The organism is Clostridium manihotivorum, from assembly GCF_004015185.1.
In the GTDB taxonomy this organism is placed as follows: domain Bacteria; phylum Bacillota; class Clostridia; order Clostridiales; family Clostridiaceae; genus Clostridium_AR; species Clostridium_AR manihotivorum.
This window is the reverse complement of record NZ_CP025746.1, coordinates 4,510,030-4,536,398: the sequence shown is the minus strand read 5'-3', so window position 1 is coordinate 4,536,398 and position 26,369 is coordinate 4,510,030. Positions and strand designations below refer to the sequence as shown.

Here is a 26,369-nt window from a genome sequence, read left to right as displayed (position 1 = left end):
GGTACAGTATTTTATTCTCTCTACATAAGGTGTTAAGAAAAATTAATGAACAATTAACATATAATGGAAGGAAGAGGCGAATGAAAGGTCGTATTATTTAGTTTGTATACTAATATATATATACTAATTATTGTGTATGATACTAAATTTGTAGCTTGTGCTTAAATTGAAAATTATACATTAATAAAAAGGTATATAAATGATGAGGAGGAGAAAATGCTAAATTCTATCAGAAAAGTTAAGTCACTTATAACCCTGGCGTTGTCAACAGTTATGACCTTCAGCTTAATTGGACCAGTGAATGTTATTGCGGCAACAGATACTCAAGGTAAACAAGTTGTTAACTCAAGCGAAAAGACTGATCAATCCTCAACTAATGATAAGATATCACTTCAGATTCTAGCTACCTCAGATAGTCATGGAAGGTTTTTACCTTATGATTATGCTGTAAATGCTCCTGATACCACAGGAAGTCTAGCTCAGGTCTATACAGCAGTAAAGCAGTTAAGAGCGCAAAATCCTAACAACACTATCCTTGTAGATGATGGTGATACTATTCAAGACAATTCAGAAAGCCTGTTTATAAATGGGTCGTCAAACCCTATGATAACTGCAATGAATATAATGGGGTATGATACATTAAGTTATGGAAATCATGAGTTTAATTATGGAGTTCCGGCATTGAAGAATGTCATGAGTCAGTTCAAGGGAAAGACTCTTTGTGGAAACGTATATAACAAGGATGGCTCAAGACTTGCAGCTCCTTATACAATTGTTGAGAGAAGCGGGGTCAAGGTTGGAATAATCGGTATGGTTACTCCTAATATAAAGAGATGGGATTCTGCTAATCTTGAAGGATATAAAGTAACAAACCCAGTAGATGAAACAAAGAATGCTATAGCTGAACTAAAGCAACAGAATGTAAATACCATAATAGCAGTTGAGCATATGGGAGAAACAGAAGAATATAACGAACCAGGTTCAGGTGTAGTTGATGTTTTATCACAATGTCCTGAAATTGATGCTTTTGTGGCAGGACATTTTCACAGCAGAATAGCAGGAGATTATTTTTATAACAATACAGTATATTCCTTAAACAATGGAACTGTTACAGCAACTTTAAATGATGGAAGTACAAAAACTGCTTCTATGGATGAGTACAGTACTGCAAAGCAGAAGGGTACTGTAATTGTAGAACCAAATAAGTGGGGAAAGAGCCTTTCACAGATTAATATAAGTTTAACAAAGGATTCAACTGGCAAATATGTAATCGAAAATAAAGGAAATGATATTACAACAGCAATTTATGATATGTCTAGTAAAGCTGCTGTAATCTATCAACCTGATCCAGAACTAACAGCAGCACTTCAGCCTTTTAATAAGACTGCTATTGATGATGCTAATACACCAATTGGTGCTTTAAAGGGAGGAGATCTAGCTCCTAAGAATGAAGTTAACGGCATAAGTGATGCAAAGCTTCAACCTACAGCTATGATTGATTTGATAAACAAGGTACAGATGTATTATGGCGAAAAGATGGTAGGTCATAAGATAGATGTATCATCTGCAGCTATGTTTAAGGATAACCAAAATATAGCAGCTGGACCTATTAAAAAGTGTGATACAGCAAATATTTATCAGTTTGATAATACTTTGTATGTTTTAAAGATAACTGGAGCTCAGCTTAAGAAGTACATGGAATGGTCAGCTTCCTATTATAATACCTTTAAGCCTGGAGATTTAACTGTTTCCTTTAATGCTTCAATACCAGGATATAATTATGATATGTTTGCTGGAGTTAAATATACAATAGATATATCAAAGCAACCAGGAAACAGAATAGTTAACCTAACTAAGACTGATGGAACAGCAATAGGGGACTCTGAAGTTCTTTATATGACTGTTAATAACTATAGAGCCAGCACTCAGCTTACAAAGCCAGGAACAGTATACTCAGCAAATGACAGCTTGCCAGTAATTGTTGGGCAGTCAGATAAGACTAATGGTTTTGGAGAAGGCAGAGTAAGAGATTTAATCGGGACTTACATTCAAAATGTAAAGGGTGGGACTATTACACCAGATTGTGATAACAACTGGAATCTTGTAGGTAACAACTGGAACACTCATGAAAGAGCTTTGGCTGTTAAGTATATAAACAACGGTGCTATAACTCTTGCTCAATACAATGGTAAAGCTATCACTTGGGATGATGTGAAAAAGGCAATGAATCCTAATGGAGATAAGATTATTGATGTGGTTTCCTTCAATGATTTCCATGGTAACTTAGCAGAAGATACAAGTGCCAGTGGTAAGAATCCAGGAATGGCAAAGTTTGTAGCGGCTGTTAATGAGTATAAAGCTGCTAATCCTGATACTGTAGTAGTTTCAGGTGGAGACAATTACCAAGGAAGTGCTATGTCAAACTTGACTTATGGAGAACCAGTTTCTGCAATGATGAAACAACTTGGAGTTACTGCTTCTGCAGTGGGCAATCACGAATTTGACTGGGGCATAGATAAGATAGCTCCATGGGCACAGGCTGGAAACTTTGACTACTTAGCTTCAAATATTTATGATAAGAAAACAGGTCAACCAGTTTCTTGGGCAAAACCATATAAGCTTGTTACCATAGATGGAGTAAAGATAGGATTTGTTGGATTAACAACTCAAGAAACCGCATACAAAACAAAACCAGATATAGTGTCTGGACTAGAATTTAGAGATCCTGCTGCCTCAGCAAAAGTTTGGGCTGATAAGCTTAAGGATGGAAGTCTTCCAGAAGGAAAGGCTGATGTGGTAATAGCACTTACTCACATTGGTGCAGCACAGGACTCAAAGGGCAATATAACCGGTGAAGTTGTTGATTCAGGCTTATGCAAGGTTGACAGCTTAGATGCCATAGTAACTGCTCACACTCACAATCCAGTTAGTGGGTATGTAAATAACAAGCCTGTAGTTCAAGCTTACTATGCAGGTAGAGATCTAGCAGATCTTTCAATAGCTATAGATAAGAATACTGGTAAAGTAAAGAGCATTACTCCAAATCTGGATAGTATATATCAAAGAAAAAATAAGATAGTTGCTGATACCACAGCACAAGATACTTATAATAGCTTCTATACAAAGCTTCAGCCATTACTAGATAAAGTTGAAGGAGTTACTGATACCAATCTAACTCATGATAGATTCGCTGAAGGTACCTCAATACTTGGTCAATGGGTTACTGATGTCATGAGAAAAGCTGTTGGAGTTCAGATAGGAATAACCAATGGTGGAGGCTTAAGAGAGCCTATAGCTGCTGGCAATATTGCTATGGGAGACTTATATGAAGTAATGCCTTTTGATAACACCTTAGTAAAAATGAACTTGAAGGGTTCAGACCTAAAGAGAGTTATTGAGAATGGTATAATGAATACAAATGTTGGTTGGGTTCAACTGTCTGGAGTTAAGGTTTATTACGATAAGTCAGCACCAGCAGGCAATAGAATAACAGCAATGTTCTTAGAAGATGGTACACCAATTGACATGAATAAGTATTATTCAGTAGTTACAAATGACTTCATGGCTACAGGTGGAGATCAATATGACTTTACAGGTGCTCAAAATGTTTACGATACAGGAATTCCTATAAGAGATAGCCTGGCAAGTGCTCTTGAAGCTTTAGGTAGCAAACATCTTGTAGTTGCAGATGCGAAGCCACTTGTTGCAGGTGCTGCACCTTCAACTAACAACAACACTGGAAGTAATGGAAACTCTAATACAGGAAGTAACACCAATACTGGAAGCAACACTAATACAAGCAATGGCAGTGGAGCTGCTACATCAGGAAACAGCACTAGTACTACTCCAACAAATGCTACTAATAGCAACGGAAGTACTAGTACAGCAACAAGTACAGTTTCATCATCAAGCTTACCAAAAACAGGATCAACTATTGATTCTAATGCTCTAATTGAAATAAGTGTTGCTGCAATGCTTCTAGGATTTGCAATGATAGTCCTAGCTAAAAAGAAAAAAGAGGAAAATGAAATAGCTTAATAATCTTAAGGAGTCCTTGCATGATTGATTTATTAATCATATAAGGACTCTTTTTACTGTTAAGAGAATTATATTTTTTTGCTAGCTAAACCTATTAATTTTAAGGTGGCTTCAGCTACTTTTTTGTAGCTTTAGTAAATTTTCTACACTTAGATCTTAATTTAGAATGGTTAATTTTGAATAAAGCATTTGTTAGGGGAACATATTTTAGATATTATAATAGAATTGTTTGTTAAAATATGTATATATTTAAGAGATGTTTTGCTAATATATAAGTATAGAGATATAAGAAAGGAATGATAAGTTATGAAGAAACTATTAAGTACTAATAAAAATAACAATACATGGAGGGATACTATAAATTAGACCCTCTTATAATTTTTGGAGGAGTTTATGTATAAATATAAATTAACAATCAAAGAAACTGATAAAAGTGATTTGAAAAATGTTATGGAGCTATGGAATGACGGAGAAGTTATGTACTATGTTGGATTTCCAGAAGGTCTTAATATAACTTTGGACAAACTAGAAGGTTGGTTAAGTAAAGTAAATAGTAGTAAGTATACTAAACATTATAGTATATATGATGAGAACATAGGCTACTGTGGAGAAACTTATTACTCTATTGATCGGGAAAATGATTTAGCCGCATTGGATATTAAGCTTTTTCCAAAAGCTCAAGGTAAGGGGATAGCAGAATACTCTTTAAGCTATTCTATAAATGAAGTGTTCAGGAATAAACTAGCATCTAAGGCCTATGTAGATCCAAATCCATTGAATAAAAAGGCTTGGAAGTTATACGAGAAGCTAGGTTTTGAAAGTAAGCTTAGACCAGACTTTCTTGAACCCTACGAGACATACCTGGAAATAACTAAAGAACGCTGGAATAGATAAAAGAACAATAGTTTTAGACTCTGTTAAAATACCGTATTGAAATTGAACAAAGCATAAATTTAATTGAACGACCTTTTAGTATTTACTAAATCTCATTTCAATTCAAAAAGTGAGCCCAATGTAGAATATAGCAGAAGTAGAATTACTTATGAGAAGATAAGTATTTTTACTTCTGCTTTTAGTTTAGCTAAATCTATATAGCTTCCTTTTTATTCTTTAGAAAGTTATATTTTAGATAAAGCTGCTGGTAAGTATATGTGGACGGCTTAAATGTAGATATAGTAGAAAGAATAAAAAAAAGGAAAGTGCAGCTTAATTTATATGATATTTATTATCAATTGAAATCCTGAAAGCTATACTTATAGCTAGTACAAAGTTTATTAAAAAATCGTTTACTATGAGCAATAAACTAAAATAATGGGAGAAAATTTGCTTTCTTTAATTGTTGACAGTTTAAGTCGGATTTGCTATCATATGAAATGGAAAGTTTAGTGTTTTACTCAACATTAAGGGGTGATAGTATGAAGTTGTCAACCAAAGGAAGATATGGAGTAAAGGCTATGGTTGATTTAGCTATTAATTATGGCGAGGCACCCGTATCCATTAAGACAATATCAGAGAGACAAAGTATTTCTGAATATTACTTAGAACAGCTCTTTAGTCCTTTGAGAAAAGCAAAGCTTATTAAGAGTATTAGAGGAGCTCAAGGTGGCTATGTTTTGAACAAAGAACCTAAAGATATAACTGTTGCAGATATAATGGATGTACTTGAAGGCCCTATTGAGATATCAGACTGTGTAGACGGAGTTGTTTGCGATAACGTAGATTGCTGTGCTACTAGGCTGTTATGGAAAAAAATAAAAGATAGTTTAGATGAAGTCATGGAATCAGTGACTTTGCAAGATATTGTTAATGACTATAATGGAATAAAATCAAAACAAAGCAGCATCAAAATAGCTGAAAAATAGCTGATTGGAGTGAAGGTTAATGAATAAAGTTGTGTATATGGATTATGCGGCTACTACATATGTAAAGCCAGAAGTTTTAGAAGAGATGATGCCTTATTTCACAGAAAAGTTTGGTAACCCATCATCATTCTATAGCATATCAAGAGATACTAAAATGGCTATAGATCAAGGTAGAGATAGAGTAGCTAAGGCACTAGGTTGTGACTCAAGTGAAGTTTACTTTACTGGTGGTGGCTCAGAAGCTGATAACTGGGCACTAAAAGGTATTGCTTTTGCCCATAAGAATAAAGGAAATCACATAATAACTACAAAGATAGAGCACCATGCAGTACTTCATGCTTGTGAATATCTTGAAAAGCATGGTTTTGAAGTTACATATCTTGATGTAGATAGTGAAGGTTTCATAAATTTAGAAGAATTAAAAAATGCAATTACTGATAAGACTATATTAGTTTCTATCATGTTTGCAAACAATGAAATAGGTACAATACAACCAATAAAAGAAATCGGACAGATCTGTAAGGAAAGAAAGGTATTATTCCACACAGATGCAGTTCAAGCTATAGGAAATGTTCATATTAATGTTAAAGAATTGAACATAGATTTATTATCCCTTGCTGGCCATAAGATATATGGACCTAAAGGTATAGGTGCTCTTTATATAAGAAAAGGTGTTAGAATCGACAATCTAGTTCACGGTGGTGGACAGGAAAGAGCAAGAAGAGCAGGTACAGAAAATGTTCCAGCAATAGTTGGTCTTGGAAAAGCAATAGAGCTTGCTACTGAAAACATTGATGCTCATGCTGAAAGACTTGAAAAGTTAAGAGATAAATTGATAGATGGATTGTTACAAGTTCCGTATTCAAGACTTAACGGACCAAGAGGAAAGAACAGATTAGCTGGTAATGCTAATATTATATTTGAATTCATCGAAGGTGAATCAATATTATTAATGTTAGACTTTGAAGGTGTTTGTGCATCTTCAGGAAGTGCATGTACTTCAGGATCATTAGATCCTTCTCATGTTCTTTTAGCTATAGGCTTACCTCATGAAATAGCTCATGGTTCTCTAAGATTATCCTTAGGGGATGGAACTACTGAGGAAGATATAGATTATGTAATAAATGTAGTACCACCAATTATACAAAGATTAAGAGACATGTCACCATTATGGGAAGACCACTTAAAGAAGGGAGATAAATAATTATGATGTATAGTGAAAAGGTAATGGACCATTTTAGAAATCCTAGAAATGTTGGAGAAATAGTTGACGCAAACGGTGTTGGTGAAGTAGGAAACGCTAAGTGCGGAGATATAATGAAGATATATTTAAAAGTTGAAGATAATTTAATACAAGATGTCAAGTTCAAAACTTATGGCTGTGGTTCAGCTATAGCATCTTCAAGTATGGCTACAGAATTAATCATGGGAAAATCTCTTGAAGAAGCATGGACATTAACAAACAAGGCTGTTGCAGAAGCTCTTGATGGTCTTCCACCAGTAAAAATGCACTGTTCAGTATTAGCTGAAGAAGCTATACATAAAGCAATAAATGACTATAGAATAAGCCAAGGTTTAGAACCATGGGATTATGAAGAACATGACGACATCCATGATCAAGTTCACGGAGAATAGTCGATATATATGAAGAAAAAAGTAGTTATAGGTATGAGTGGCGGGGTTGATAGCTCCGTCGCTGCTTATCTTTTAAAAGAACAAGGCTATGATGTAATAGGTGTTACTATGCAGATATGGCAAGAAGATAAGGAGTTTGAAGAAAGAGAAGGAGGATGTTGTTCTCTTTCAGCTGTAGATGATGCAAGAAGGGTTGCTGATAGAATTGGTATACCTTTTTATGTGTTAAATTTCAGAGATTCCTTCAAAGAAAAGGTAATTGATTACTTTGTTGAAGAGTATATAGAAGGCAAGACTCCAAACCCTTGCATAGCTTGCAATAAGTATCTAAAATTTGATGAGCTTTTAATGAAGGCTAGAGCTATAGGTGCAGATTATGTTGCTACTGGTCACTATGCAACTGTTTCTGAAAAGGATGGAAGATACGTTCTTAAGAGATCAGAGGATGGTAGAAAAGATCAGACCTATGCTTTATATAATTTAACCCAAGAACAGTTATCTCACACTTTAATGCCTTGTGGTGAGTACACTAAGGATAGAATAAGAGAGATAGCAAAGGAAATTGGTCTTGCTGTCCATAATAAAAAGGATAGCGAAGAGATATGTTTTATACCTGACAATGATCACGGAAACTACATAAAGCTTGCTAAACCAGGAAAGGTTAAGGCAGGAAACTTTGTTGATAAGCAGGGAAATGTCTTAGGTAAGCATAAAGGAATAGTCTATTACACTATTGGTCAAAGAAAAGGTTTAGGCTTAGCTTTGGGAAGACCGGTTTTTGTTACGGATATAAATCCATTAAGAAATGAAGTTGTAATAGGATCTGAAGAAGACATATTCAAGACAGAGCTTATAGCAAAGGACTTGAACTTTATAACTTTTGATAAGCTTGAAAAAGAAATAAGTGTAAAAGCTAAAATAAGATATTCTGCAAAAGCTGCAGATGCTACTATAAGACCATTAGAAGATGGAAGAGTAGTTGTGTCTTTTAAGGAAAAGCAAAGAGCTATAACAAAAGGCCAATCAGTAGTTTTTTATGATGAGGACTTAGTTGTAGGTGGCGGAATAATCGAAAAGATAATTTAAAGCTACTTTATATTGATGTACCAAACCTTCTGAGGTAAACTATACTGAAGAGGCGGAACGTCATATAAGTGGCTTTTTTCCTATATAAAAAGTAATGAAATCAGGGAAACGTTAAATGGTAACAGAAAGTGTAAACCTGTGGCATTTTTAGAAGTTTAGAAAGCCATATTATAGAGATTGATTTCATAGTGTATAGATAAAGCTATTTTGTTGCTTAATATTTAAATATTGGAGGTATTAAAATGAATGATGTTATAAATTTATTAAAAGCTCACAAGTCAGTGAGGAAATACAAAGATAAAGCTATAGAAGAGGAAAAGATAAGAAGCATAATTGAAGCAGCACAAAGTGCTTCAACATCTAGCTTTATACAGGCGTATACAATAATAAGCGTAGAGAATAAAGAAAATAGAGCAAAGATTGCAAAGCTTGGAGGGGATCAAAAGTATATAGAAGAGTGTCCTTTATTTCTTGTTTTTTGTGCTGATCTAAACCGTCATAAGGTTGCTTGTGATATTCATGATGTAGAAATGCAAGAAGGATATACAGAGAGCTTTATAATCGCTACAGTAGACACTGCTTTAGCAGCTCAAAATGCTATGATTGCAGCCGAGTCACTGGGACTTGGAGGTGTATACATAGGAGGAATAAGAAATAATCCTAATGAAATATCAGAAATACTAAACATCCCAACTAATGTTTATCCTGTTTTTGGAATGTGTCTTGGATATCCAGATGAAGATAATGACATAAAGGAAAGACTTCCAATGGAGGTTGTTTTCAAAAAGGATACATATACAACTGATGGAGATCTTGAAAGATTAAAGGAGTATGATAGCAGCATTGAAGCATACTATCTAGATAGAACTAAAGGAATGAGATCTGATACTTGGACTGGAATGATGGCTAGGATGATGAGTCACATACCAAGACCTCATATGAAAGCATTCCTTGAAAAGCATGGCTTCTTCATGAAATAGAATAATTTTAAAATTATTTATATATCTCACATAATGTTCACATAATTTATCTAAAATGTTTTTAAGGTTGTATGATAAAATAAGTTCATACGTATAATGAAGATATATAAATTGAGGTGAGAATATTGGATAAGACATTATATCTTGTAGAGGATGAAAAAAGTCTAAACCTTTTATTAGAAAAGTATTTGAAGAGAGAGGGATATATAGTTACAACCTTCTCAAATGGTTTATCTGCTATGGAAAGAATCAAGGATAAGCCAGATTTGTGGATACTTGACATAATGCTTCCAGATATAGATGGATATGAGCTGATAAAGGCTATAAAAGCTAATGATAAAAATACACCAGTTATATTTATGTCAGCAAGAAATGAAGAGCTTGATAGAGTAGTTGGGCTGGAGATGGGCAGTGATGATTATCTTTCAAAACCCTTTCTTCCTAGAGAGCTTGTTATAAGAACCAATAGATTGGTTGAAAGAGTATATGGCAAGGAAAGTGCTGAAGTTCAAGATGTGATGCTGAAAATAGGCGACTATAAAATAAGTAAAAGACAAAGGACCGTATTCTTAGAAGATGAAGAGATACAACTCACCAATAAGGAATTTGAACTTCTAGTTTACCTTGTGGAAAACAAAAATGCTCTTTTATCAAGAGATCAAATCCTTGACCATGTATGGGGCGATGATTACTTTGGTTCAGATAGAGTTGTAGATGATACCATAAGAAGACTAAGAAGAAAGGTGATTACTTTGGCTATAGAGACCATATATGGCTGTGGTTATAAATTGGTATATAAGTCATGAAAAGATTCAAATTTAGATCACTAACGATGAGAATCTGGACTACTTTTACAGCTTTTATTCTAATAATAATATGCAGTATAACCTTTGTGTATATGTTTGCTTATAGAAGAACAAGGGAGAAAGCCATAATTGCAGATCTTAAGGTAGCACATGGTATGGTACTAGATAGTGAAGACGGTATTACCTCTCCTGATGGTTTAAGACGCTTTGGAAACCTTAAAAACAGCAGACACTTTTTAGTAGTAGCCGATGATAGCTGGAAGCCACAGGTAGATGCAAATGGATACCCAGTGGTTCCTTCTAATTCAAGTACTAAAATAGAGATACCAGTGCCTGGAATACCAGTTGAGCCCAATCAAAACGACAATCCTGCACCGCCAAGTACCACAAAGAGTGATAAAGGTATAATTGAAAATATAGTAGATTTTGTCACTGGAGATAAGGGTTTTGTTAAAGAGTTTAACGATAAAGAACTTAAAAAGTGGATGGTTAAATTAATATCTGAAGGTAAGGTATCTGAAAAGCAACTTCAGGGATACTACAACGGGAGAAAGTATTTTATAATTGTAAGTTCAAAACAAACCGTCAATGGAACTAAGGAGTTCTTGATATCCTATGTACCTAGCATGGAGGATAATACCTTACTTTATACCGTGCTTTCCATAGGAATAATATTTATAATAATAGGTTTCTTTACTGCTAAAATGATTGCAAATTATCTTTCTAAGCCATTAAAGCAGCTTGAGGAATATACTAAAAGGATATCTCATAAGGATTGGACTGATCCAATAGAGGTTAAAACTGAAGATGAGATAGGAAGACTAGTTAATTCAATGAATACTATGCAGACTGAGCTTCAAAAGATAGATAGGGAAGAAAAGCTGTTCCTTCAGAGTATCTCACATGATTTGAAAACACCAGTAATGGTAATAATGAGTCATGCTGATGCCATAATTGATGGAGTATATATTGATTCCGTTGAAAAAACTGCAGAGATTATAAGAGATGAGGCAATTAGTCTTGAGAAGAAGATAAAACAAATGCTATATCTGAATACTTTAGATTATGTGATGAACAACACAAATGAGGATACAGAAATAAATTTCAATAAGCTTATCTTACATATAGTGAACAGATTTGAAGTTGTAAAAAGTGACATTGATTGGAACTTAGATATAGATGAAGCTAATATATTCGGTAATATTGATAAGATACAGGTTGCTATAGAAAATATATTGGATAATGGGCTTAGATATGCCAAAGAGAAGGTGTCAGTAACTTTGAAAAGGCAAGGTGATTATGTTGTGCTAGATTTATACAACGATGGTCCTTGCATAGATCAAGTTCATATGGATCGTATATTTGACAATATGTATAAAGATAAAACCGGAAACTTTGGTCTTGGTCTGGCAATATCTAAGAAAATAATAAATTTCTACAAGGGAGAAATATCTGCAAAGAACAGAGAAAAAGGAGTTAGCTTCGTAATAAAATTCCCTATAGCTGAAAGCGAAGAGATAATAGAAGACTAAATGAACTCTTACATAGTCAAAGTCTTTTCTTATTTATAAATTCGCATTTAAGGTTGAAAATCACATAAAGTATAATGGACAATGCTTTATTCGTAGCAAATTACATTTAAGATAAGACGGTTTAAGATAATGTGATAACCCCAGTGGATTAAAAAATCTGTTGGGGTTACTTTGTTTTATCACATAATTTTCACATAATTCTTTGATAATGCTTAGGTAATTTAAAATTATAATTTTACTATAAATAGTAAACAAATGTATAAATTCGGATGTTATTAAGGGATATAAATTGGTAATCACATTTATAGGAGGATTAAGATGAAGAGTAAAGTTATCAAAGGAATAGTTGCAGGAATTATAGCAGTAGCTGTAGGAGTAGGTGGGTATTTTGGGTATAAGACCTTCTTTGCAAAGCCAGCGGTTGCTTCTACAGCTCAGTATTACACTGTTTCCGCAAGAAAGATGAATCTTAATGTTACAGTTCAAGGAACGGGAACAGCATATGCTGCTACAACAAAACAAGTATCAGCTAATAATTCTGGAACTATAAAGGACTTAAATGTAAAGGTAGGCGACACTGTAACTGCTGGACAAAAACTATTTGTATCCGATAGTGATACCCTTAGAAAAGCAGTAACAACTGCACAAAACAACTTAGAAAAGCAAAATCTTACATTAACAAGTGATGAAAATGCTACGAAAGTAGATGATAATAAAGTTGCTATGGATAAATTAAATGTTGCTGACGCACAATCTCAGCTTAATGATGCTTATACTCAGCTTAATAATATGACTGTAAAGGCTCCTATAGCAGGGGTTGTTACAGCGGTAAATGCTTCTAATGGTGATAATGCTCAATCTGGTGGATCAAGTTCAGGTTCAGGCTCAGGATCATCAGGGGCAGGTTCAAGTTCATCCAGTTCTTCAGGCTCATCAAGTGGTGGAGTTTTAACAATAGTTGATATGAATTCAATCAAGATTAAGTTATCAATAGATGAACTTGATATAGAGAAAGTAAAGAATGGACAAACTGCGCAGATAAAATTTGATGCAATTAAAGATAAAACCTATGATGGAACAGTAGAATCAGTTGCAACAGTAGGAACAACCTCCAATAATGTTACTACCTATGATGTAGTTGTTGGAATAAAAGATCCTACAGGCATTAAACTAGGTATGAATGGTAATGTTACTGTATCCGTTGAAAGTAAACAAGATGCATTAGTTATTCCTTCTGAAGCCTTAGTTGAAACTAATGGACAAAAGTTTGTAAGAGTAGAAAGTACAAGCGCTTCTTCAAGCGGACAGAGTTCAAGTGAAAATCAACAATCACAAGGTTCTAATAGTCAAAATAGTAATAATAGCAATAGCCAAGGTAATAGTGGAAATAGTGGAACAAGCAGTGAAAAAGGTCAAAGAAATAGACAAAGCTATGGCAATGGCACTGGATATGGAAACTCTGGATTTAGAGGTATGACTACAACAGCCAGCAGCGGAAGATTGGTACAAGTTAAGACTGGCTTAGAAACTCAAAATTACATTGAAGTTACAGAAGGAGTTACAGAAGGAGAAAAAGTATTAGTTCAATTACCACAGACTTCAACTACAACTACAAGCAGTAATAGAAACAGTCAGAGCTCAGCCTTTGGTGGAGGCATGGGTGGCTTTGGTGGCGGTATGGGCGGCTTCGGCGGAGGCATGGGCGCACCAAGTGGCCAAAGAAGTAATAGTAGCAGTGGTGGCGGTAAAAACTAGTATAAATAAGAGAGGTATTCAGTAGATGGAAGAGAATTCAAGTAAAGAGATAATCAAAATGACTGGAATAGAAAAAGTATATAAAATGGGAAGTAATACCTTTAAAGCTCTAAGCAATGTTAATTTGACTATTGCAAAAGGGGAATATGTAGCTATAGTAGGACCATCAGGTGCTGGAAAGTCTACTCTTATGAATCTTATAGGATGTCTCGATAAGCCTAGTTCAGGTGAATACATTTTAGATGGAGTAGACACTAAATGTAATGATAATAAACTAGCTGAAATAAGAAATAAGAAAATAGGCTTTATATTTCAGAGTTACAACCTTCTTCCAAAGTTAAATATATATGAAAATGTTGAGTTGCCACTATTATACTTAGGGTATCCTAATGGAAAGACTAAAGAAAAAGTTAAGCAAGCAGTTGAAAAGGTTGGACTCACAAGTCATTTAAAGCATAAGCCTTCTGAACTATCTGGAGGACAAATGCAAAGAGTGGCAATTGCAAGAGCATTGGTTACAGAACCTCAAATGATTCTGGCAGATGAACCTACAGGAGCACTTGATAGCAAGACCGGTAAAGAAGTTCTAAGGATGCTGACAGAGCTAAACAATGAAGGTAATACAATTGTCATGATTACTCATGATATGGAGATAGCAGCTCATGCTAAGAGAATTATAACAGTAAGAGATGGAATGATAACCTCTGATAAGCTCAATGATAGTGAGGTGATAGCATGAAGTTAAGTAAACTTATAAAGATTGCCTTATCTTCAGTTTGGCACAACAAAGTTAGATCTTTCCTTACTATGCTTGGTATAATTATAGGTATATCCTCAGTTATTATACTGGTAGGAATGGGGCAAGGAACTCAAAAAACAGTAAGTGATCAGATAGAGAAGCTTGGAACAAACCTTATAACCATAAGCATAACAGGCAATAGAACTCCTACTATAACAACCGATGAACTTACGGAGCTTAAAACAAAACCTGGTATCAAGGAGATTGCTCCTCAGATTACAAGTAGTGCAAATGTAAAAAATGGTGATGAATCAAGTACCACAACTTTAGAAGGTTCCACACCAAATTATGCTGAGATAAGAAAATTATCAGTTAGTGCTGGTAGGTTTATAACACAGAGGGATGTTGACAATAGATACAATGTTCTAGTAATAGGAAGCGAAACTGCAGAAACTTTATTTAGTACTACAAATGTAGTTGGAAATAGTATGTATGTAAATGGTATTGAGTTTACTATAGTTGGAGTGCTACAAGCAGAAGGAACTTCCGCAGCAGGATCAAGTGATGATAGGATAATAGTACCACTAAGTACTGCTGAAAGATTATTAAAGAGTGCAAATCCAAAGACTTTTTATATAGAGGCAGCAAGCAAAGAAAAGGTTGATACAGCAATGTCCTACTTGCAATTATTCTTAAATAAAAAGTATAAGTTAAATAGCAGTACAAGCAATACTAATACTACAAGAAATTACTATAGAATAATGAATCAAACAAGCATATTAGATACAGCAAACTCAACTAACAAGAGTTTAACTACAATGCTTGCAGGTATAGCTGCCATATCTCTAGTTGTTGGAGGTATAGGTATTATGAACATAATGCTAGTATCTGTAATAGAAAGGACTAGAGAAATTGGTACAAGAAAAGCTATTGGAGCAAAGAGAAGAACAATACTTGCTCAATTCCTAATAGAGGCTGCCAGTGTAAGTGGTCTAGGCGGAGTCCTAGGAGTTTTGGTGGGATATTTAGGTTCATATATAGGGCAAAGATTCTTTAATACAACTATTTTGATTTCCAATAACATAGTATTAGCAGCGTTTTTATTCTCCCTAGCAGTTGGTATAATATTTGGTATGTACCCAGCTAATAAGGCGTCAAAGTTAAATCCTATTGATGCATTGAGATTTGAGTAATATGTAGAAAGTTCTCTCGCAGATTAAAAGCTGTGAGAGAACTTTTTTACTATTAAGACCAGTTATATAAAAAAATCTTCACCTGTCAGATGTTGAAGTTATGATTTCTTGACAAAGATTTAAAACTAGACTATAGTTGTATGTACAAACAATAAATGGCTTAAATTATAAATAAAGTGTGGTATAATTAAATCATGTAATAGATTTTATTTTACGGATTTAATAAAGATGTTCAGCTTGAAAGAACTTTTAGATTAACTAAACATATTTAAAATCTACACAGATGAATAATAACTATGTATTGTTCATTTATAAAAATGAAGCATTTACAGAAAGGAACATTAAAATGTCAGAGATGAATGAGCTATTGTGTGATTGTTTGTATTTTTCTGCGAATAAATTGGCAAGAATAATGACAAAAATGGCTGATGAAGAATTTAGAATAACTGGACTTTCTCCAACATATGCATTTCTAGTAAGCATAGTTAATGAAAAACCAGGTATTAGTCAAAAAGATATAGGGGAAGCTTTACATATAACCCCTTCTACTATAACTAGATTTATAGATAAGCTAGAAAATAGCGGTTATGTAAATAGGAGAACGGAAGGAAAGAATTCCTTTATATATTCGACTGAGAAGGGAATGGAACTTCAAAAGGATATTAATAGAGCATGGAGCAATCTTCAGCAGAGATATTCCAAATCAGTTGGCAAAGATGAGTATGTAAAAGTTACTGAAATGATTAATTCGGTATGCTCGAAGCTAGAAAAATAAAAGGTTTAATAAATCCGTATCCTAAGGGTATGGATTAAGAATAAAGTTGTATGTACAACTAAGTAACACCACTAATTAGTATAACTAATAAAATTAATACTATGATGTGTTGACTTAATATGTTGTGCTTTGATGCTTTTTTATAAACCTTATAGTTTAAAGTCCTCTCATTGGAATAGTGAAAGTAAGAGCATTAAAAATCCATATCTAAAATTTATATTACTATGGATTAATATATATAATATTTTTGGAGGTAATATCATGGAAGAGATTTTTAAAAGAAGAAGTATCAGAAAATATGAGGATAAACCAGTAGAGAAGGAAAAAATTGAAAGACTTCTAAGAGCAGCAATGCAAGCACCATCAGCAGTAAATCAGCAACCTTGGGAGTTTATAGTTGTTGAAGATAAGGATACACTAAAAAAGTTGTCTGAAATGAGTCCATATGCTAAGATGGTAGCATCTGCACCAGTTGCTTTTGTGCTTGTAGCTAACACTGATAAGCTTAAGGTTGCAACAGCTTGCCATCAAGATATGGGGGCTTGTGCAGAAAACTTATTGCTAGAAGCTACTCATCTTGGATTAGGAGCTGTTTGGTTAGGCGTTTCTACTGCAGAGCCAGTTAGTGCATATGTAAAAGAGCTTTTCAATCTGCCAGATAATATCGTGCCTTTTAATGTAATACCTGTTGGGTATCCAGATCAAAAGAGCGAATTTGTAGATAGATATGATGAAGCAAAAGTTCATTATGGAAAGTGGTAAAAATCACAAGGTTGAAAATCATAGGTTCAGAAAATGTGGAGGCGTAAAAGAAGCTAACTAAAGAATGGAGCTAAAGAAGGTTTCTTCAGCGACTTTTTTACAATTCTTATAGATGTGCAATCAAACCATTTGTGTTAAACTAGAATAAAATCGTGAAACTTTTGTAATAAACATGAAACTAAGCGAAAACATAAAGAAAGAAGGATTATTATGTTAAAAGTTGTAGCAAAGCATTATGTAATTTCAGATAAGGTAGAAGAAGTTTTAGAACTTGCAAAGGAATTAGTAGCAGCAACGGTTAAAGAAGAAGGCTGTATAAGCTATGCAATGTATCAGGATACAAAAGATAGTTCAATACTTACTATGATAGAAGAATGGGAAAGTGTAGAAGCTTTAAAAAAGCATGGTCAGTCAGAACATTTTACAACAATAGTACCTAAAATGGCTCCATTAATGGCGAAGCCAGCTGAAATGAATGTGTATAAAAAAGTAATTTAATACTAAGTAATTTATTTTATAGAGTATTATTAAACATAGCCTAAGGTATACAAGATTAATATTGTACATCTAAAAATGAACCAATTCAATTTTATATTTTTAAAATTAGGATTGGTTCATTTTTTACTATGGATTTGTTAAATTACTGTATTGAATATAGTCTTCACTATAGGGAATCTTTATGAAAGTTAATTTATACTTGTTATAAAATCCAGGCTTCTGGTGATTTAGTGGCATGCATAAATTAATAGTTGAAGTTGGTTCCCTATATAAATAAATCTTTAATTATACAAGTAAATGTTTTAATGTGTAATGAAAAGCTTTTACTTTCAGGTTAGAAAGTATGTTGTGGAAGTAGATGGTGGTAAAATATGTGGTTTTGATGCTTGGGATAATTTTAAGTGAGACTAATTAAAACATTAGCTAGTAAGGAAACATTTTTGTAGAGTATATGAATTCAATAAAAAGAGGTGAAAATTATAATGCCAACTAGTGAATTAAATAATAGGTTAAACAGATCAACTGGTATGAAGACAAGCTTAAAAACAAAAGCTGTTTATCATTTGATCCTATCTTGCATCAATATGGCTTCTATAGTATTAGGAATAATATATTATATAAATTACAGTTCTAATCCAATGTGGAATGTCTATGGAGTCATCATAATTGTTGCGTTATTATTAAATATTTTTTCAACTTTTATAAGTGACAAAGGCAGCACTTCAAATTATATTTATCTAATACTGAATGTATTGTTTATGGCTATTATACCAATCCAAAATACCAGTGCTTCAGCGGATATTAGCAATGAGAAGGCAGTAAGCTTTATTTCATCAATTATGCTTTTATCTTTATTTTTATATGGTTTAATTATTAATTTTATAAAGCTAGCCAAGCTTAAAGCTAGAAAGAAGAATTATATTAATAAACAACAATCTGTTACTAGGAGCAGGGGCAATGTAGGAAGGGCTGTAGCTATAATTATAGTTACTTTGCTTCTTATGTCGGGAATATTTGTTGTGGTTACACTTCTTACTAAAGGAAAAAAGAGTATGGCAGAAGTGTTCATTCCAGAGTATTCAGTTTTTTATGGATTCATATTCTTAGGGTTATCTGCAATAGTATTTAACCTAATAGCACCATATAAAATAAGGTTCATTAAATATATTTTCCCAGTAGCAGGTTTAGCTATTTATATAATTTGTTTATTACCTATAGTATCAATACCAGCTCTTATAAAACAAGCTGATAAAAACTATGAGGCAGCCTTTGGTTCAGAGGAAAGAGCCAAAGTAGAAAAGCAATATAAAGATGTATTTAGAAAAACTGCTTTTTCTTTACCTGATTACTTCTTTGGAACACCTTCTAAAAAGTACGATGTAAAAGAAAATGTCCTATTCTATGAAGGAAAAGATGGAGTAGACAAAGGTGTTAAGCTGTATTTTGATGCATATACACCAGCTTCTAAGGAGGATAATCTTCCGGGAAAAAATTCTGTACTTATAAGAATACATGGTGGTGGTTGGACCATCGGTGATAAGGGACAAGAAAATTATGCTGAGGTCAATAAGTATTTTGCTAGCCAAGGTTACGTGGTATTTGATGTGCAGTATGGACTAAGCAATAAAGAAAAGTTTGTGAAGTATGCAAAAGTTCCAGAAAATGTGGTAGGTGACTTTAACATAGATGATATGATGAGACATCTAGGGATATTTACAAAATACTTAGCACAAAATAAAGACCTCTTTAGTGCAAATATAAATTCCGTATTTATTTCTGGAGGTTCCGCTGGAGGTCAGTTAGCCAATGCACTTGCCTTAGGCATAAGCAGTGGAAAATATTCAGATTTACTGGATTCAAGTATAAAAGTGAAAGGTTTAATACCTTTCTATCCAGCCAATGGATTGTCAAAGAACTTAGGAATAGGTGGTAAAAATGACTTTGTTGATCCTAAATACTTGGTTTCACCAGACAGTCCACCAGTTTTAATGTATCAAGGAAACCATGATGGAATAGTAAATCCAGATATAGCTGAGTTATTTAAGGAAACCTATATAAAGAATCAAAATAATAAAATTGATTTGATGTACATGCCATATGGGACTCATGGCAGCGATGAATATTTCTCAAGTTACTATAATCAAGTGTTTATGTATTATATGGAAAGATTTATGGCTCAATATAAGTAAAATAATAAAAGGTCTACTGAATAAGGTTATAAAATGTCCTTGACAAAGGGTACATTTTATTCATTCAGTAGACTTTCTTTGCCTTGTAAAGTAAAAAATGCTAGCTAAACATAGTAATTTCAAGGGATTAGTGAGGCCACTTAGGGTTAACAGTAAAAAAGAAATCTTATAATGAAAAATATTTTGCTTATTCCTAGGAAATCTGTAACTAAAATAGAACTATATACTAGGAGATAAAAGCTGTTATCCTAAAACTATAACATCTATGCTGTTCTTTGAATATTTATAGCTTGGCTATAATTAATAAATAAAAGTTATGTGAGGTTTAATATGTACAAGGTCATGATTATAGAAGATGATGCAAAACTGTGCTCAATTATAAAAGAACATATGGAGAAATACGGATATATTATTTACCAGGCTATGAACTTTAACAATATTGAAGAAGAGATAGCTAACATTAAGCCAGATATTTTAATACTAGATATAAACTTACCCTACTATGATGGTTTCTATATATGCAGGTCGGTGCGAAGAAATTATAGTATTCCAATTATAATAACCTCTGCAAGAAGTGAGACCATGGATCAAGTTTTGGCCATAGAGCTAGGTGCTGACGACTATATTGTAAAGCCTATGAATTTAGATGTTTTTATGGTAAAGGTAAAAGCTGCTTTAAGGAGAGCTTATGGTGAATATTCCTCTAAGCTTAGTATAGATTATACTGGTTCCTTATGCTTAGATGAAGATAACTTTCAGCTTAAATACAATAAAAAGGCAACTGTTTTAAGTAAAAATGAGTACAAGCTTGCTAAGATTTTTATAGAGAATAAAGACAGAATAATTACAAGGGAAGAGATATTTGAAGCATTATGGGATACACAAGATTTTGTTGATGAAAACACACTTACTGTAAACATAACTAGACTTAGAAATAGGTTGTCTGAGCTTGATATTAATGATGCAATAAAGACAAAAAGAGGAGTAGGATATATTTTTGATTATAAAGTGTTAGAGGAGAGTAAATATGAGTAAAAGACTATTTAAAGATTTTATTAGGGACAAGAGCTGTTTTTTATGCTTTTACTTAATAAACACTTTATGCCTTATTCTATTTTTTAACTTAACGGATAGAAAGATTATAGAAATAGCATACCCTTTTAGCCTTAGTTTATTTTTATTTACCATAATGTTCATAGTGGAGTGGTTTAAATATTATAACTTCAATTTCAGTTTAGATCATGTAATACAGGAGGAAAACCATAGGATTAAAGCTTACAATCATGAGCAGAAGAGGGTTGAAGAGATTATAAATTTAGTAAATGAAAAACATAGAAATAATATAAATAAGTTGAAAGAAAAGTATGAGCAAAGATCATGGTTTATAACTCAATGGATACATAGATTAAAAACTCCTCTTTCAGTGATTGACCTTATTATACAGAAGTACTCTAAAAATTCATCAATTGATTTAGAGATTTTAAAAGACATAGAAGTAGAGAATAAAAGCTTGCATGATAGTGTAGAGCAAGTTTTAACTTTATTAAGGCTAGAGGAGTTTGAGAGGGATTATGAAGTAGCCACTATAGATCTTGAGGAAGCTTTAAGAAAACTAATTAATGACAGAAAGAGTCAGTTTATATATAATAAGGTCTTCCCCATACTAGAGTGTAAAAGTAAAGCTTATGTTCTATCAGATTATAAGTGGAATGAGGTTATGCTTTCTCAAATAATATCAAATTCAATAAAGTACTCTGCTAATGGTAACTATAACAAGAAGCTTTATATTTCAATAGAGAATAATGAAAAATATACCACCTTATCTATAAAAGATCAAGGTATAGGCATGGAAGAGTATGATTTGAAAAAGGTATTTGAACCTTTTTTCACCGGAGAGAACGGAAGAAAATACAGAAATTCCAGTGGCATAGGGCTTTATATATGTAAGAAAATATCAAGAAAGCTAGGTCATACTATTAAGATTTATTCAAAACCAGGTTGTGGAACAGAAGTGAAAATAACTTACCTTTCAAAATTGTAAGGTTATTTTAACCTTGTTAAATAGTTTTAAGCCTTAAGTTCAATTAATATTTAGTTAGGCTGTCTTCAAAAATCTCCCTTTGAAGAGCATTTAGCTAAAGAACTTAGGAAAGGAGTATTGCTTATGTGTATCTTAAAAGCAAATAATATAAGTAAAATATATGGAGGTGTAAACGGAGAGAACTCCACGAAGGCTTTGAATAATGTGGATTTAAACATTGAACCAGGAGAGTTTTTAGGTATAATGGGACCTTCTGGTAGTGGAAAGACAACGCTACTCAATATCCTTAGCGGCATAGATAAGGCCAATTCAGGCTATGTAAGTATAGATGGTAAAAGAATAAATGACATGGATAAAAATCAGTTAGCTTTATTTAGAAGGAAGAGATTAGGTTTTGTCTTTCAAGATTTCAATCTTTTAGATAGTTTAACTGCTAGAGAAAATATAATGCTTCCTATGATATTAGATAAATGCACTGAAGAGTATATGAATAAAAAAGTAGAAGAGGTATTAGAGGTATTTGATATAAAGAGCTTAGCTAATAAATATCCTTATAATATATCTGGTGGCCAGAAACAGAGGGTGGCCATAGCAAGAGCTATAATTAATACTCCAAGTATAATATTTGGGGACGAGCCTACTGGAAATTTAGATTCTAAGTCTTCAAAGAGTGTAATGGAATGTTTGGAAAAGCTAAATAAGGAAGAGAAAAATACTATACTGCTAGTTACTCATGATGTCAGTGCTGCCAGTTACTGCAATAGAGTGATTTTCTTAAAGGACGGAGCTATAAGTTATGAAGCTGTAAAAAAGGGGACAAGAAGAGAATTTTTTAACGAACTTATGAATTATATTGCTGTTTTAGGTGGTGACGGCAATGACTTTTAAAGATGTAGCAGTAAGAAACTTTAAAGGATCTATAAGAAAGTATGTATCCTTTTTTCTATGCAATAGCGTTTCTATATTGTTTCTCTTTATTTACTCTACACTGCTTTTCAATAAGGATCTAAAAAGTTCTCCAAAAGTATCAGAAGTAATTTCAAAGGTTATGGTAATACCTAATGTAGTGCTTATAGTATTTTGTGTGATTTTTATTAATTATTCCTACTCTGTATTCATAAAAGGACGGAAAAGAGAGTATGGCATATTTATGAATCTAGGTATGTCTCTTAATGATATAAGAAAGCTTATAGTATTAGAAAATGTTGTCATTGGATTTATATCAATAGCTTTAGGAATAATAGCTGGGACAGTGTTTTCTAGGTTGTTTTTTATGATAACAGCGTCAGTTTTAGAGGTAAAAGAATTGAAATTTTCTCTTGGGATTAAACCCTATATCTTTACCCTTGGAATATATTTATCTGTATTTTTCCTATCTATAATTATAACTATGCTATCAACTAGAAGTTTCGACATAATAAACTTATTAAAAGCCTCTAGAATATCTGGCAGAAACAGATTGTCAAAGCCTTATGTTGGAATTTTAGGATTAGTTACTATAATCGGAGCACTAGTTTTACTTTGTATATATTTTCGTGGAGATGGAGAAGTTCTGCTTAAATGTACAATAGCACTTATAATTGGGATATACTTATTCATGCTCCAAGCTGGCCAATTAGTAACCTTCTTAATAGGGAAAAATAAAGAAAGATACAATAGAAATATACTATTAATCACTAATATAAAGAATAAATTTGACCAGACTAATAAGATTTTATTTATAATAACTCTTATGATTATAGTGATAGTTTTTATAAGCGGGTTTTATTTGAAGCTTATATTGTCAGCAGAGTCTACCGCTACAAAAACTAACCCTTTCCATGTAGCTTTTATCTTAGAGGAAGGAAAAAATGAAATCAAATCTGAAGCTATAGAAAAAATAATAAAAGCTAGTAATAATGAAGTAAGTGGTCATAAGAGCATAGAATTTATCGAATCAAATGGGGAACTGATAGTATCAGAAAAAAATATAAACCAAGCTTTTAATAGCAGTTTTAGTGTAGATAAAGGTAATTATTTAAGCCTTCATCAAGTGGAAGCTTTAGATGAAAAAGGTAAAGCTGAAGAATATAATAGGGAGAAGAACTTAAAGCATACTGGAATATTAAGTGAGTTTAAGCTTAAGGATATTGTGTTCAAGCTATACTTTAACTCTCCAGGATATAGGTTTAATGACCTTATGATCGTAAATGATGAAGATTATGAAAAAATAAGAGAATACTCAGATATAAAGAAAGGAAGCATTGAGCTTTATAACTTTAATGACTGGAAAAAAACTCAGGAGTTAGTATATAATTTAAACAAAGCTTTTAGAGAATATAATAAAAGTCTAAAGCTGAATTTAGAGGATAAAAGTTATGTGCTTACAGCTTCAAGGATAGGAACATATAATGAAAATAATCAGGGCGCTAAGGCAATGTCATTAAGTTAATGTTTTGCCACAGCAAAATTAAAGTCAATTGAAAGTGTATATGCTTTCAACTGGCTTTTTTCTTTTGTATTGTATATTTTTTTGCATGCAAATAAGACAGAGTAAAATCTCTGTAAAAAAAAAATTTATATTAGCATAAATTTATGCTACTCTATATATGAAGCTAACTGCCGATTTGGTTTTGACTTTGCGAGGGTCTTTTCTGCCATTTCGAACAGGTAATATATTTCTTTTAATTAGTGCTTCAACATTAGGAGGTGAAGCTACATTACTACATCTGAAATATTGCATACAAACTGCTATGGCCATAGTGAAATTAACTTGATAGCTGTATTTTCTGTTTTTCTGTTGTACAACTACCTGTGTTGTTATTATTTCACAAAAGTTATACATGGTGAGTCTTGCAAATATCTCTTGTATGATGTAGTCCGCCTTTTTAGAATGAAAACTTGTTAACCCAATGGCATACTTTAATTCTCTAAATGATGTCTCAATTCCCCAACGCATGTGGTATATTTCTTTAAGATTCTCTATTGAAAACTCTTCTTTGCTAAGATTAGTAATAATAACTTCGTAAGTGTTGTCTGATATTGGAAATCGAACAACTCTAAAGTTTACCGGATAAGTTCCTTTATCTTTAACTGGAAGATAATCAAACCTTTGATTAGCAGGCATAAACTTATATTTTTCAGGATGTGCCTTTATATCATTAGTTTGACGTCTAGTCAGCAAAATACTATGCTCTATATCAAATGTTTCATCATTAGGTATAGATATTCCTGATACTATTCCATTACTATGTATATCTTTAACTCTTATAACATAATTCCAATTTTTCTTTATGATATGTTCAAAGACATTATAACTTTCGTATCCACGGTCGGCTATTATTATAGTTTTATCATTAATATTAGAGCGATCTACCATGTCAATTAATGCCTGAAATTCATTTTCTTCTCTACCTGATTGAATAACTGCATCCATATATGTTCTACTACATAAATCATACATAGCATTTAAGTGAAGAAGGTTATATCCTTTTGAATTTTCAGTAGCTTGAAAATGATTTTTTTCATCTTTAGGATTATGTGCAATACATAAATCTGAACCATCAACTGCCAATAATCGATAGCCATTATAATATTTAGGGCTTACTGCTAATGATGTAAACTTACTAAAAAGATAATTAAGTGCTTCAGGGAGAATCTTTTTGCGCTGCTGAACGAACGCGGAGCAAGTGGCTGATTCAGTATCATATGAAAAGTATTTTAGAAGCTCAAGGTTTAAGCTACTGCCTCCAATAGAAAGTAAAATATTTAGCATCTCTTTAAAATTCAACTTTCTATTTCTAGTGAAATCCTTATCGGGGTCGTTGACAAATAACCATGAGTATTCATGCATTTCCTTTAATACCGTATCTAATTTATTCTTTATAAAATCTGCATATTCGTTCATGAGCGAACCTCCTAAAAAACATTATATTTAAGGGGCTTCGCCACATTTTTCTAACTATTTGTCAAGCTTTTTCTAATATTTTGATAAAAATTAGTATATGTAAATTGTTATACAAAAAAAGAACAGGTATGTATTTGTAAACATACTCTGTTCCATAACTATAATATTTATTTCTTAACTTAATGACATTGGGCGCTAAGGTGCTATTTTTCCTACTGGCATTTCTTGAAGTATTCTTTTTAATATGTATTTCTATAGTTATGTCACTAAAGATTTTTTCAGACTTAGACAGTGATGAAGTACAATACAGGAATCTTTATAGGATAGGAATACAGGAAGAAGAATATCTTAAAATTAAATGCAACGAGTTAAAAATGTTGTTTTCAACCTCACCAATTTTAGCTATTCCTATAACTGTTATATATTCTTTTGGTTTTTCAAGTGATTCATCTATTTCAGATAAAATTCAGATTTTTTCCTGCGATGCAGTGATCTGTGTATTTTTTATAATCCTTGAGATTGTATATTATTTTATTTGTAAGAGGATATATATGAAGAGAATCAGAGAATGGAGTTAATATATTTAATATGG

At 32.7% G+C, this 26,369-nt stretch carries 22 protein-coding genes; 21 read left to right on the top strand and 1 reads right to left on the bottom strand.

The features are described 5' to 3' along the window. Positions 1 to 216: 216 nt before the first annotated feature. The 20 genes from C1I91_RS20380 to C1I91_RS20285 all read left to right on the top strand — a co-directional run bounded on the left by C1I91_RS20380 (position 217) and on the right by C1I91_RS20285 (position 24,322). Entirely contained in the window at positions 217 to 4,038 is a 3,822-nt protein-coding gene (locus C1I91_RS20380) for a 5'-nucleotidase C-terminal domain-containing protein (RefSeq protein WP_128214523.1), read from the top strand. Positions 4,039 to 4,431: 393 nt separating this feature from the next. Beyond that, complete coding sequence (locus C1I91_RS20375; RefSeq protein WP_128214522.1) at positions 4,432 to 4,932, top strand: GNAT family N-acetyltransferase; 501 nt, start codon at positions 4,432 to 4,434, stop codon at positions 4,930 to 4,932. Between the two features lie 521 nt (positions 4,933 to 5,453). Next, a complete protein-coding gene (locus tag C1I91_RS20370; protein ID WP_128214521.1) occupies positions 5,454 to 5,900 on the top strand; it encodes an RrF2 family transcriptional regulator in 447 nt (148 codons plus the stop codon). A 19-nt stretch (positions 5,901 to 5,919) separates the two neighbouring features. Then, positions 5,920 to 7,104, top strand: coding sequence for a cysteine desulfurase NifS (nifS, locus tag C1I91_RS20365; RefSeq protein ID WP_128214520.1), 1,185 nt, complete (start codon positions 5,920 to 5,922; stop codon positions 7,102 to 7,104). A gap of 2 nt (positions 7,105 to 7,106) precedes the next feature. Continuing rightward, complete coding sequence (gene nifU / locus C1I91_RS20360) at positions 7,107 to 7,535, top strand: Fe-S cluster assembly scaffold protein NifU (RefSeq protein WP_164880605.1); 429 nt, start codon at positions 7,107 to 7,109, stop codon at positions 7,533 to 7,535. Between the two features lie 9 nt (positions 7,536 to 7,544). Then, positions 7,545 to 8,621 carry a tRNA 2-thiouridine(34) synthase MnmA gene (gene mnmA, locus C1I91_RS20355; protein ID WP_128214519.1) on the top strand — a complete coding sequence of 359 codons (1,077 nt, stop codon included), beginning with the start codon at positions 7,545 to 7,547 and terminating at the stop codon, positions 8,619 to 8,621. A gap of 242 nt (positions 8,622 to 8,863) precedes the next feature. Next, positions 8,864 to 9,601 carry an oxygen-insensitive NADPH nitroreductase gene (gene nfsA, locus C1I91_RS20350; RefSeq protein WP_128214518.1) on the top strand — a complete coding sequence of 246 codons (738 nt, stop codon included), beginning with the start codon at positions 8,864 to 8,866 and terminating at the stop codon, positions 9,599 to 9,601. Between the two features lie 125 nt (positions 9,602 to 9,726). Further along, positions 9,727 to 10,407 (top strand): response regulator transcription factor, encoded by a 681-nt coding sequence (locus C1I91_RS20345; RefSeq protein WP_128214517.1) that lies wholly within the window; start codon positions 9,727 to 9,729, stop codon positions 10,405 to 10,407. Beyond that, positions 10,404 to 11,939 carry a sensor histidine kinase gene (locus tag C1I91_RS20340; RefSeq protein ID WP_128214516.1) on the top strand — a complete coding sequence of 512 codons (1,536 nt, stop codon included), beginning with the start codon at positions 10,404 to 10,406 and terminating at the stop codon, positions 11,937 to 11,939. Before C1I91_RS20345 ends, C1I91_RS20340 begins: the two co-directional genes overlap by 4 nt. 318 nt (positions 11,940 to 12,257) lie before the next feature. Further along, positions 12,258 to 13,694: an efflux RND transporter periplasmic adaptor subunit gene (locus C1I91_RS20335; protein ID WP_128214515.1), complete on the top strand. Its 1,437-nt coding sequence runs from the start codon at positions 12,258 to 12,260 to the stop codon at positions 13,692 to 13,694. 25 nt (positions 13,695 to 13,719) lie between these two features. Beyond that, positions 13,720 to 14,433: an ABC transporter ATP-binding protein gene (locus C1I91_RS20330; protein ID WP_128214514.1), complete on the top strand. Its 714-nt coding sequence runs from the start codon at positions 13,720 to 13,722 to the stop codon at positions 14,431 to 14,433. Then, a complete protein-coding gene (locus tag C1I91_RS20325) occupies positions 14,430 to 15,626 on the top strand; it encodes an ABC transporter permease (RefSeq protein WP_128214513.1) in 1,197 nt (398 codons plus the stop codon). Before C1I91_RS20330 ends, C1I91_RS20325 begins: the two co-directional genes overlap by 4 nt. Positions 15,627 to 15,972: 346 nt before the next feature. Beyond that, complete coding sequence (locus tag C1I91_RS20320; protein ID WP_128214512.1) at positions 15,973 to 16,401, top strand: MarR family winged helix-turn-helix transcriptional regulator; 429 nt, start codon at positions 15,973 to 15,975, stop codon at positions 16,399 to 16,401. 261 nt (positions 16,402 to 16,662) lie between these two features. Next, positions 16,663 to 17,163, top strand: coding sequence for a nitroreductase family protein (locus tag C1I91_RS20315; RefSeq protein WP_128214511.1), 501 nt, complete (start codon positions 16,663 to 16,665; stop codon positions 17,161 to 17,163). Between the two features lie 210 nt (positions 17,164 to 17,373). After that, entirely contained in the window at positions 17,374 to 17,661 is a 288-nt protein-coding gene (locus C1I91_RS20310; protein ID WP_128214510.1) for a putative quinol monooxygenase, read from the top strand. A 482-nt stretch (positions 17,662 to 18,143) separates the two neighbouring features. Beyond that, positions 18,144 to 19,850: an alpha/beta hydrolase gene (locus tag C1I91_RS20305; protein ID WP_128214509.1), complete on the top strand. Its 1,707-nt coding sequence runs from the start codon at positions 18,144 to 18,146 to the stop codon at positions 19,848 to 19,850. A 330-nt stretch (positions 19,851 to 20,180) separates the two neighbouring features. Continuing rightward, complete coding sequence (locus C1I91_RS20300; RefSeq protein WP_128214508.1) at positions 20,181 to 20,885, top strand: response regulator transcription factor; 705 nt, start codon at positions 20,181 to 20,183, stop codon at positions 20,883 to 20,885. Further along, positions 20,878 to 21,891, top strand: coding sequence for a sensor histidine kinase (locus tag C1I91_RS20295; RefSeq protein ID WP_128214507.1), 1,014 nt, complete (start codon positions 20,878 to 20,880; stop codon positions 21,889 to 21,891). The genes C1I91_RS20300 and C1I91_RS20295 overlap by 8 nt, the downstream gene beginning before the upstream one ends. A gap of 123 nt (positions 21,892 to 22,014) precedes the next feature. After that, the gene (locus C1I91_RS20290) at positions 22,015 to 22,779 is read left to right on the top strand and encodes an ABC transporter ATP-binding protein (protein ID WP_128214506.1); all 765 of its coding nucleotides are present in this window, start codon (positions 22,015 to 22,017) and stop codon (positions 22,777 to 22,779) included. Next, complete coding sequence (locus tag C1I91_RS20285; protein WP_128214505.1) at positions 22,769 to 24,322, top strand: ABC transporter permease; 1,554 nt, start codon at positions 22,769 to 22,771, stop codon at positions 24,320 to 24,322. The genes C1I91_RS20290 and C1I91_RS20285 overlap by 11 nt, the downstream gene beginning before the upstream one ends. A gap of 141 nt (positions 24,323 to 24,463) precedes the next feature. Here the strand turns inward: C1I91_RS20285 and C1I91_RS20280 are convergent, their stop codons facing one another. Further along, on the bottom strand, positions 24,464 to 25,777 hold the full coding sequence (locus C1I91_RS20280; RefSeq protein ID WP_128212463.1) for an IS4 family transposase: 1,314 nt from the start codon (positions 25,775 to 25,777) through the stop codon (positions 24,464 to 24,466). A gap of 260 nt (positions 25,778 to 26,037) precedes the next feature. On the opposite strand from C1I91_RS20280, the gene C1I91_RS20275 reads away from it, so the two are divergent. Further along, positions 26,038 to 26,355, top strand: a complete 318-nt coding sequence (locus tag C1I91_RS20275; protein WP_128214504.1) for a hypothetical protein — start codon at positions 26,038 to 26,040, stop codon at positions 26,353 to 26,355. Positions 26,356 to 26,369: the final 14 nt, after the last annotated feature.

What these genes read in the sequence shown, in the direction of transcription:
- C1I91_RS20380 (WP_128214523.1), top strand. Translation starts at nt 217, where the DNA reads ATGCTAAATTCTATCAGAAAAGTTAAGTCACTTATAACCCTGGCGTTG.
- C1I91_RS20375 (WP_128214522.1), top strand. Translation starts at nt 4,432, where the DNA reads ATGTATAAATATAAATTAACAATCAAAGAAACTGATAAAAGTGATTTG.
- C1I91_RS20370 (WP_128214521.1), top strand. Translation starts at nt 5,454, where the DNA reads ATGAAGTTGTCAACCAAAGGAAGATATGGAGTAAAGGCTATGGTTGAT.
- nifS (WP_128214520.1), top strand. Translation starts at nt 5,920, where the DNA reads ATGAATAAAGTTGTGTATATGGATTATGCGGCTACTACATATGTAAAG.
- nifU (WP_164880605.1), top strand. Translation starts at nt 7,107, where the DNA reads ATGATGTATAGTGAAAAGGTAATGGACCATTTTAGAAATCCTAGAAAT.
- mnmA (WP_128214519.1), top strand. Translation starts at nt 7,545, where the DNA reads ATGAAGAAAAAAGTAGTTATAGGTATGAGTGGCGGGGTTGATAGCTCC.
- nfsA (WP_128214518.1), top strand. Translation starts at nt 8,864, where the DNA reads ATGAATGATGTTATAAATTTATTAAAAGCTCACAAGTCAGTGAGGAAA.
- C1I91_RS20340 (WP_128214516.1), top strand. Translation starts at nt 10,404, where the DNA reads ATGAAAAGATTCAAATTTAGATCACTAACGATGAGAATCTGGACTACT.
- C1I91_RS20335 (WP_128214515.1), top strand. Translation starts at nt 12,258, where the DNA reads ATGAAGAGTAAAGTTATCAAAGGAATAGTTGCAGGAATTATAGCAGTA.
- C1I91_RS20330 (WP_128214514.1), top strand. Translation starts at nt 13,720, where the DNA reads ATGGAAGAGAATTCAAGTAAAGAGATAATCAAAATGACTGGAATAGAA.
- C1I91_RS20325 (WP_128214513.1), top strand. Translation starts at nt 14,430, where the DNA reads ATGAAGTTAAGTAAACTTATAAAGATTGCCTTATCTTCAGTTTGGCAC.
- C1I91_RS20320 (WP_128214512.1), top strand. Translation starts at nt 15,973, where the DNA reads ATGTCAGAGATGAATGAGCTATTGTGTGATTGTTTGTATTTTTCTGCG.
- C1I91_RS20315 (WP_128214511.1), top strand. Translation starts at nt 16,663, where the DNA reads ATGGAAGAGATTTTTAAAAGAAGAAGTATCAGAAAATATGAGGATAAA.
- C1I91_RS20310 (WP_128214510.1), top strand. Translation starts at nt 17,374, where the DNA reads ATGTTAAAAGTTGTAGCAAAGCATTATGTAATTTCAGATAAGGTAGAA.
- C1I91_RS20305 (WP_128214509.1), top strand. Translation starts at nt 18,144, where the DNA reads ATGCCAACTAGTGAATTAAATAATAGGTTAAACAGATCAACTGGTATG.
- C1I91_RS20300 (WP_128214508.1), top strand. Translation starts at nt 20,181, where the DNA reads ATGTACAAGGTCATGATTATAGAAGATGATGCAAAACTGTGCTCAATT.
- C1I91_RS20295 (WP_128214507.1), top strand. Translation starts at nt 20,878, where the DNA reads ATGAGTAAAAGACTATTTAAAGATTTTATTAGGGACAAGAGCTGTTTT.
- C1I91_RS20290 (WP_128214506.1), top strand. Translation starts at nt 22,015, where the DNA reads ATGTGTATCTTAAAAGCAAATAATATAAGTAAAATATATGGAGGTGTA.
- C1I91_RS20285 (WP_128214505.1), top strand. Translation starts at nt 22,769, where the DNA reads ATGACTTTTAAAGATGTAGCAGTAAGAAACTTTAAAGGATCTATAAGA.
- C1I91_RS20280 (WP_128212463.1), bottom strand. Translation starts at nt 25,777, where the DNA reads ATGAACGAATATGCAGATTTTATAAAGAATAAATTAGATACGGTATTA.
- C1I91_RS20275 (WP_128214504.1), top strand. Translation starts at nt 26,038, where the DNA reads ATGTCACTAAAGATTTTTTCAGACTTAGACAGTGATGAAGTACAATAC.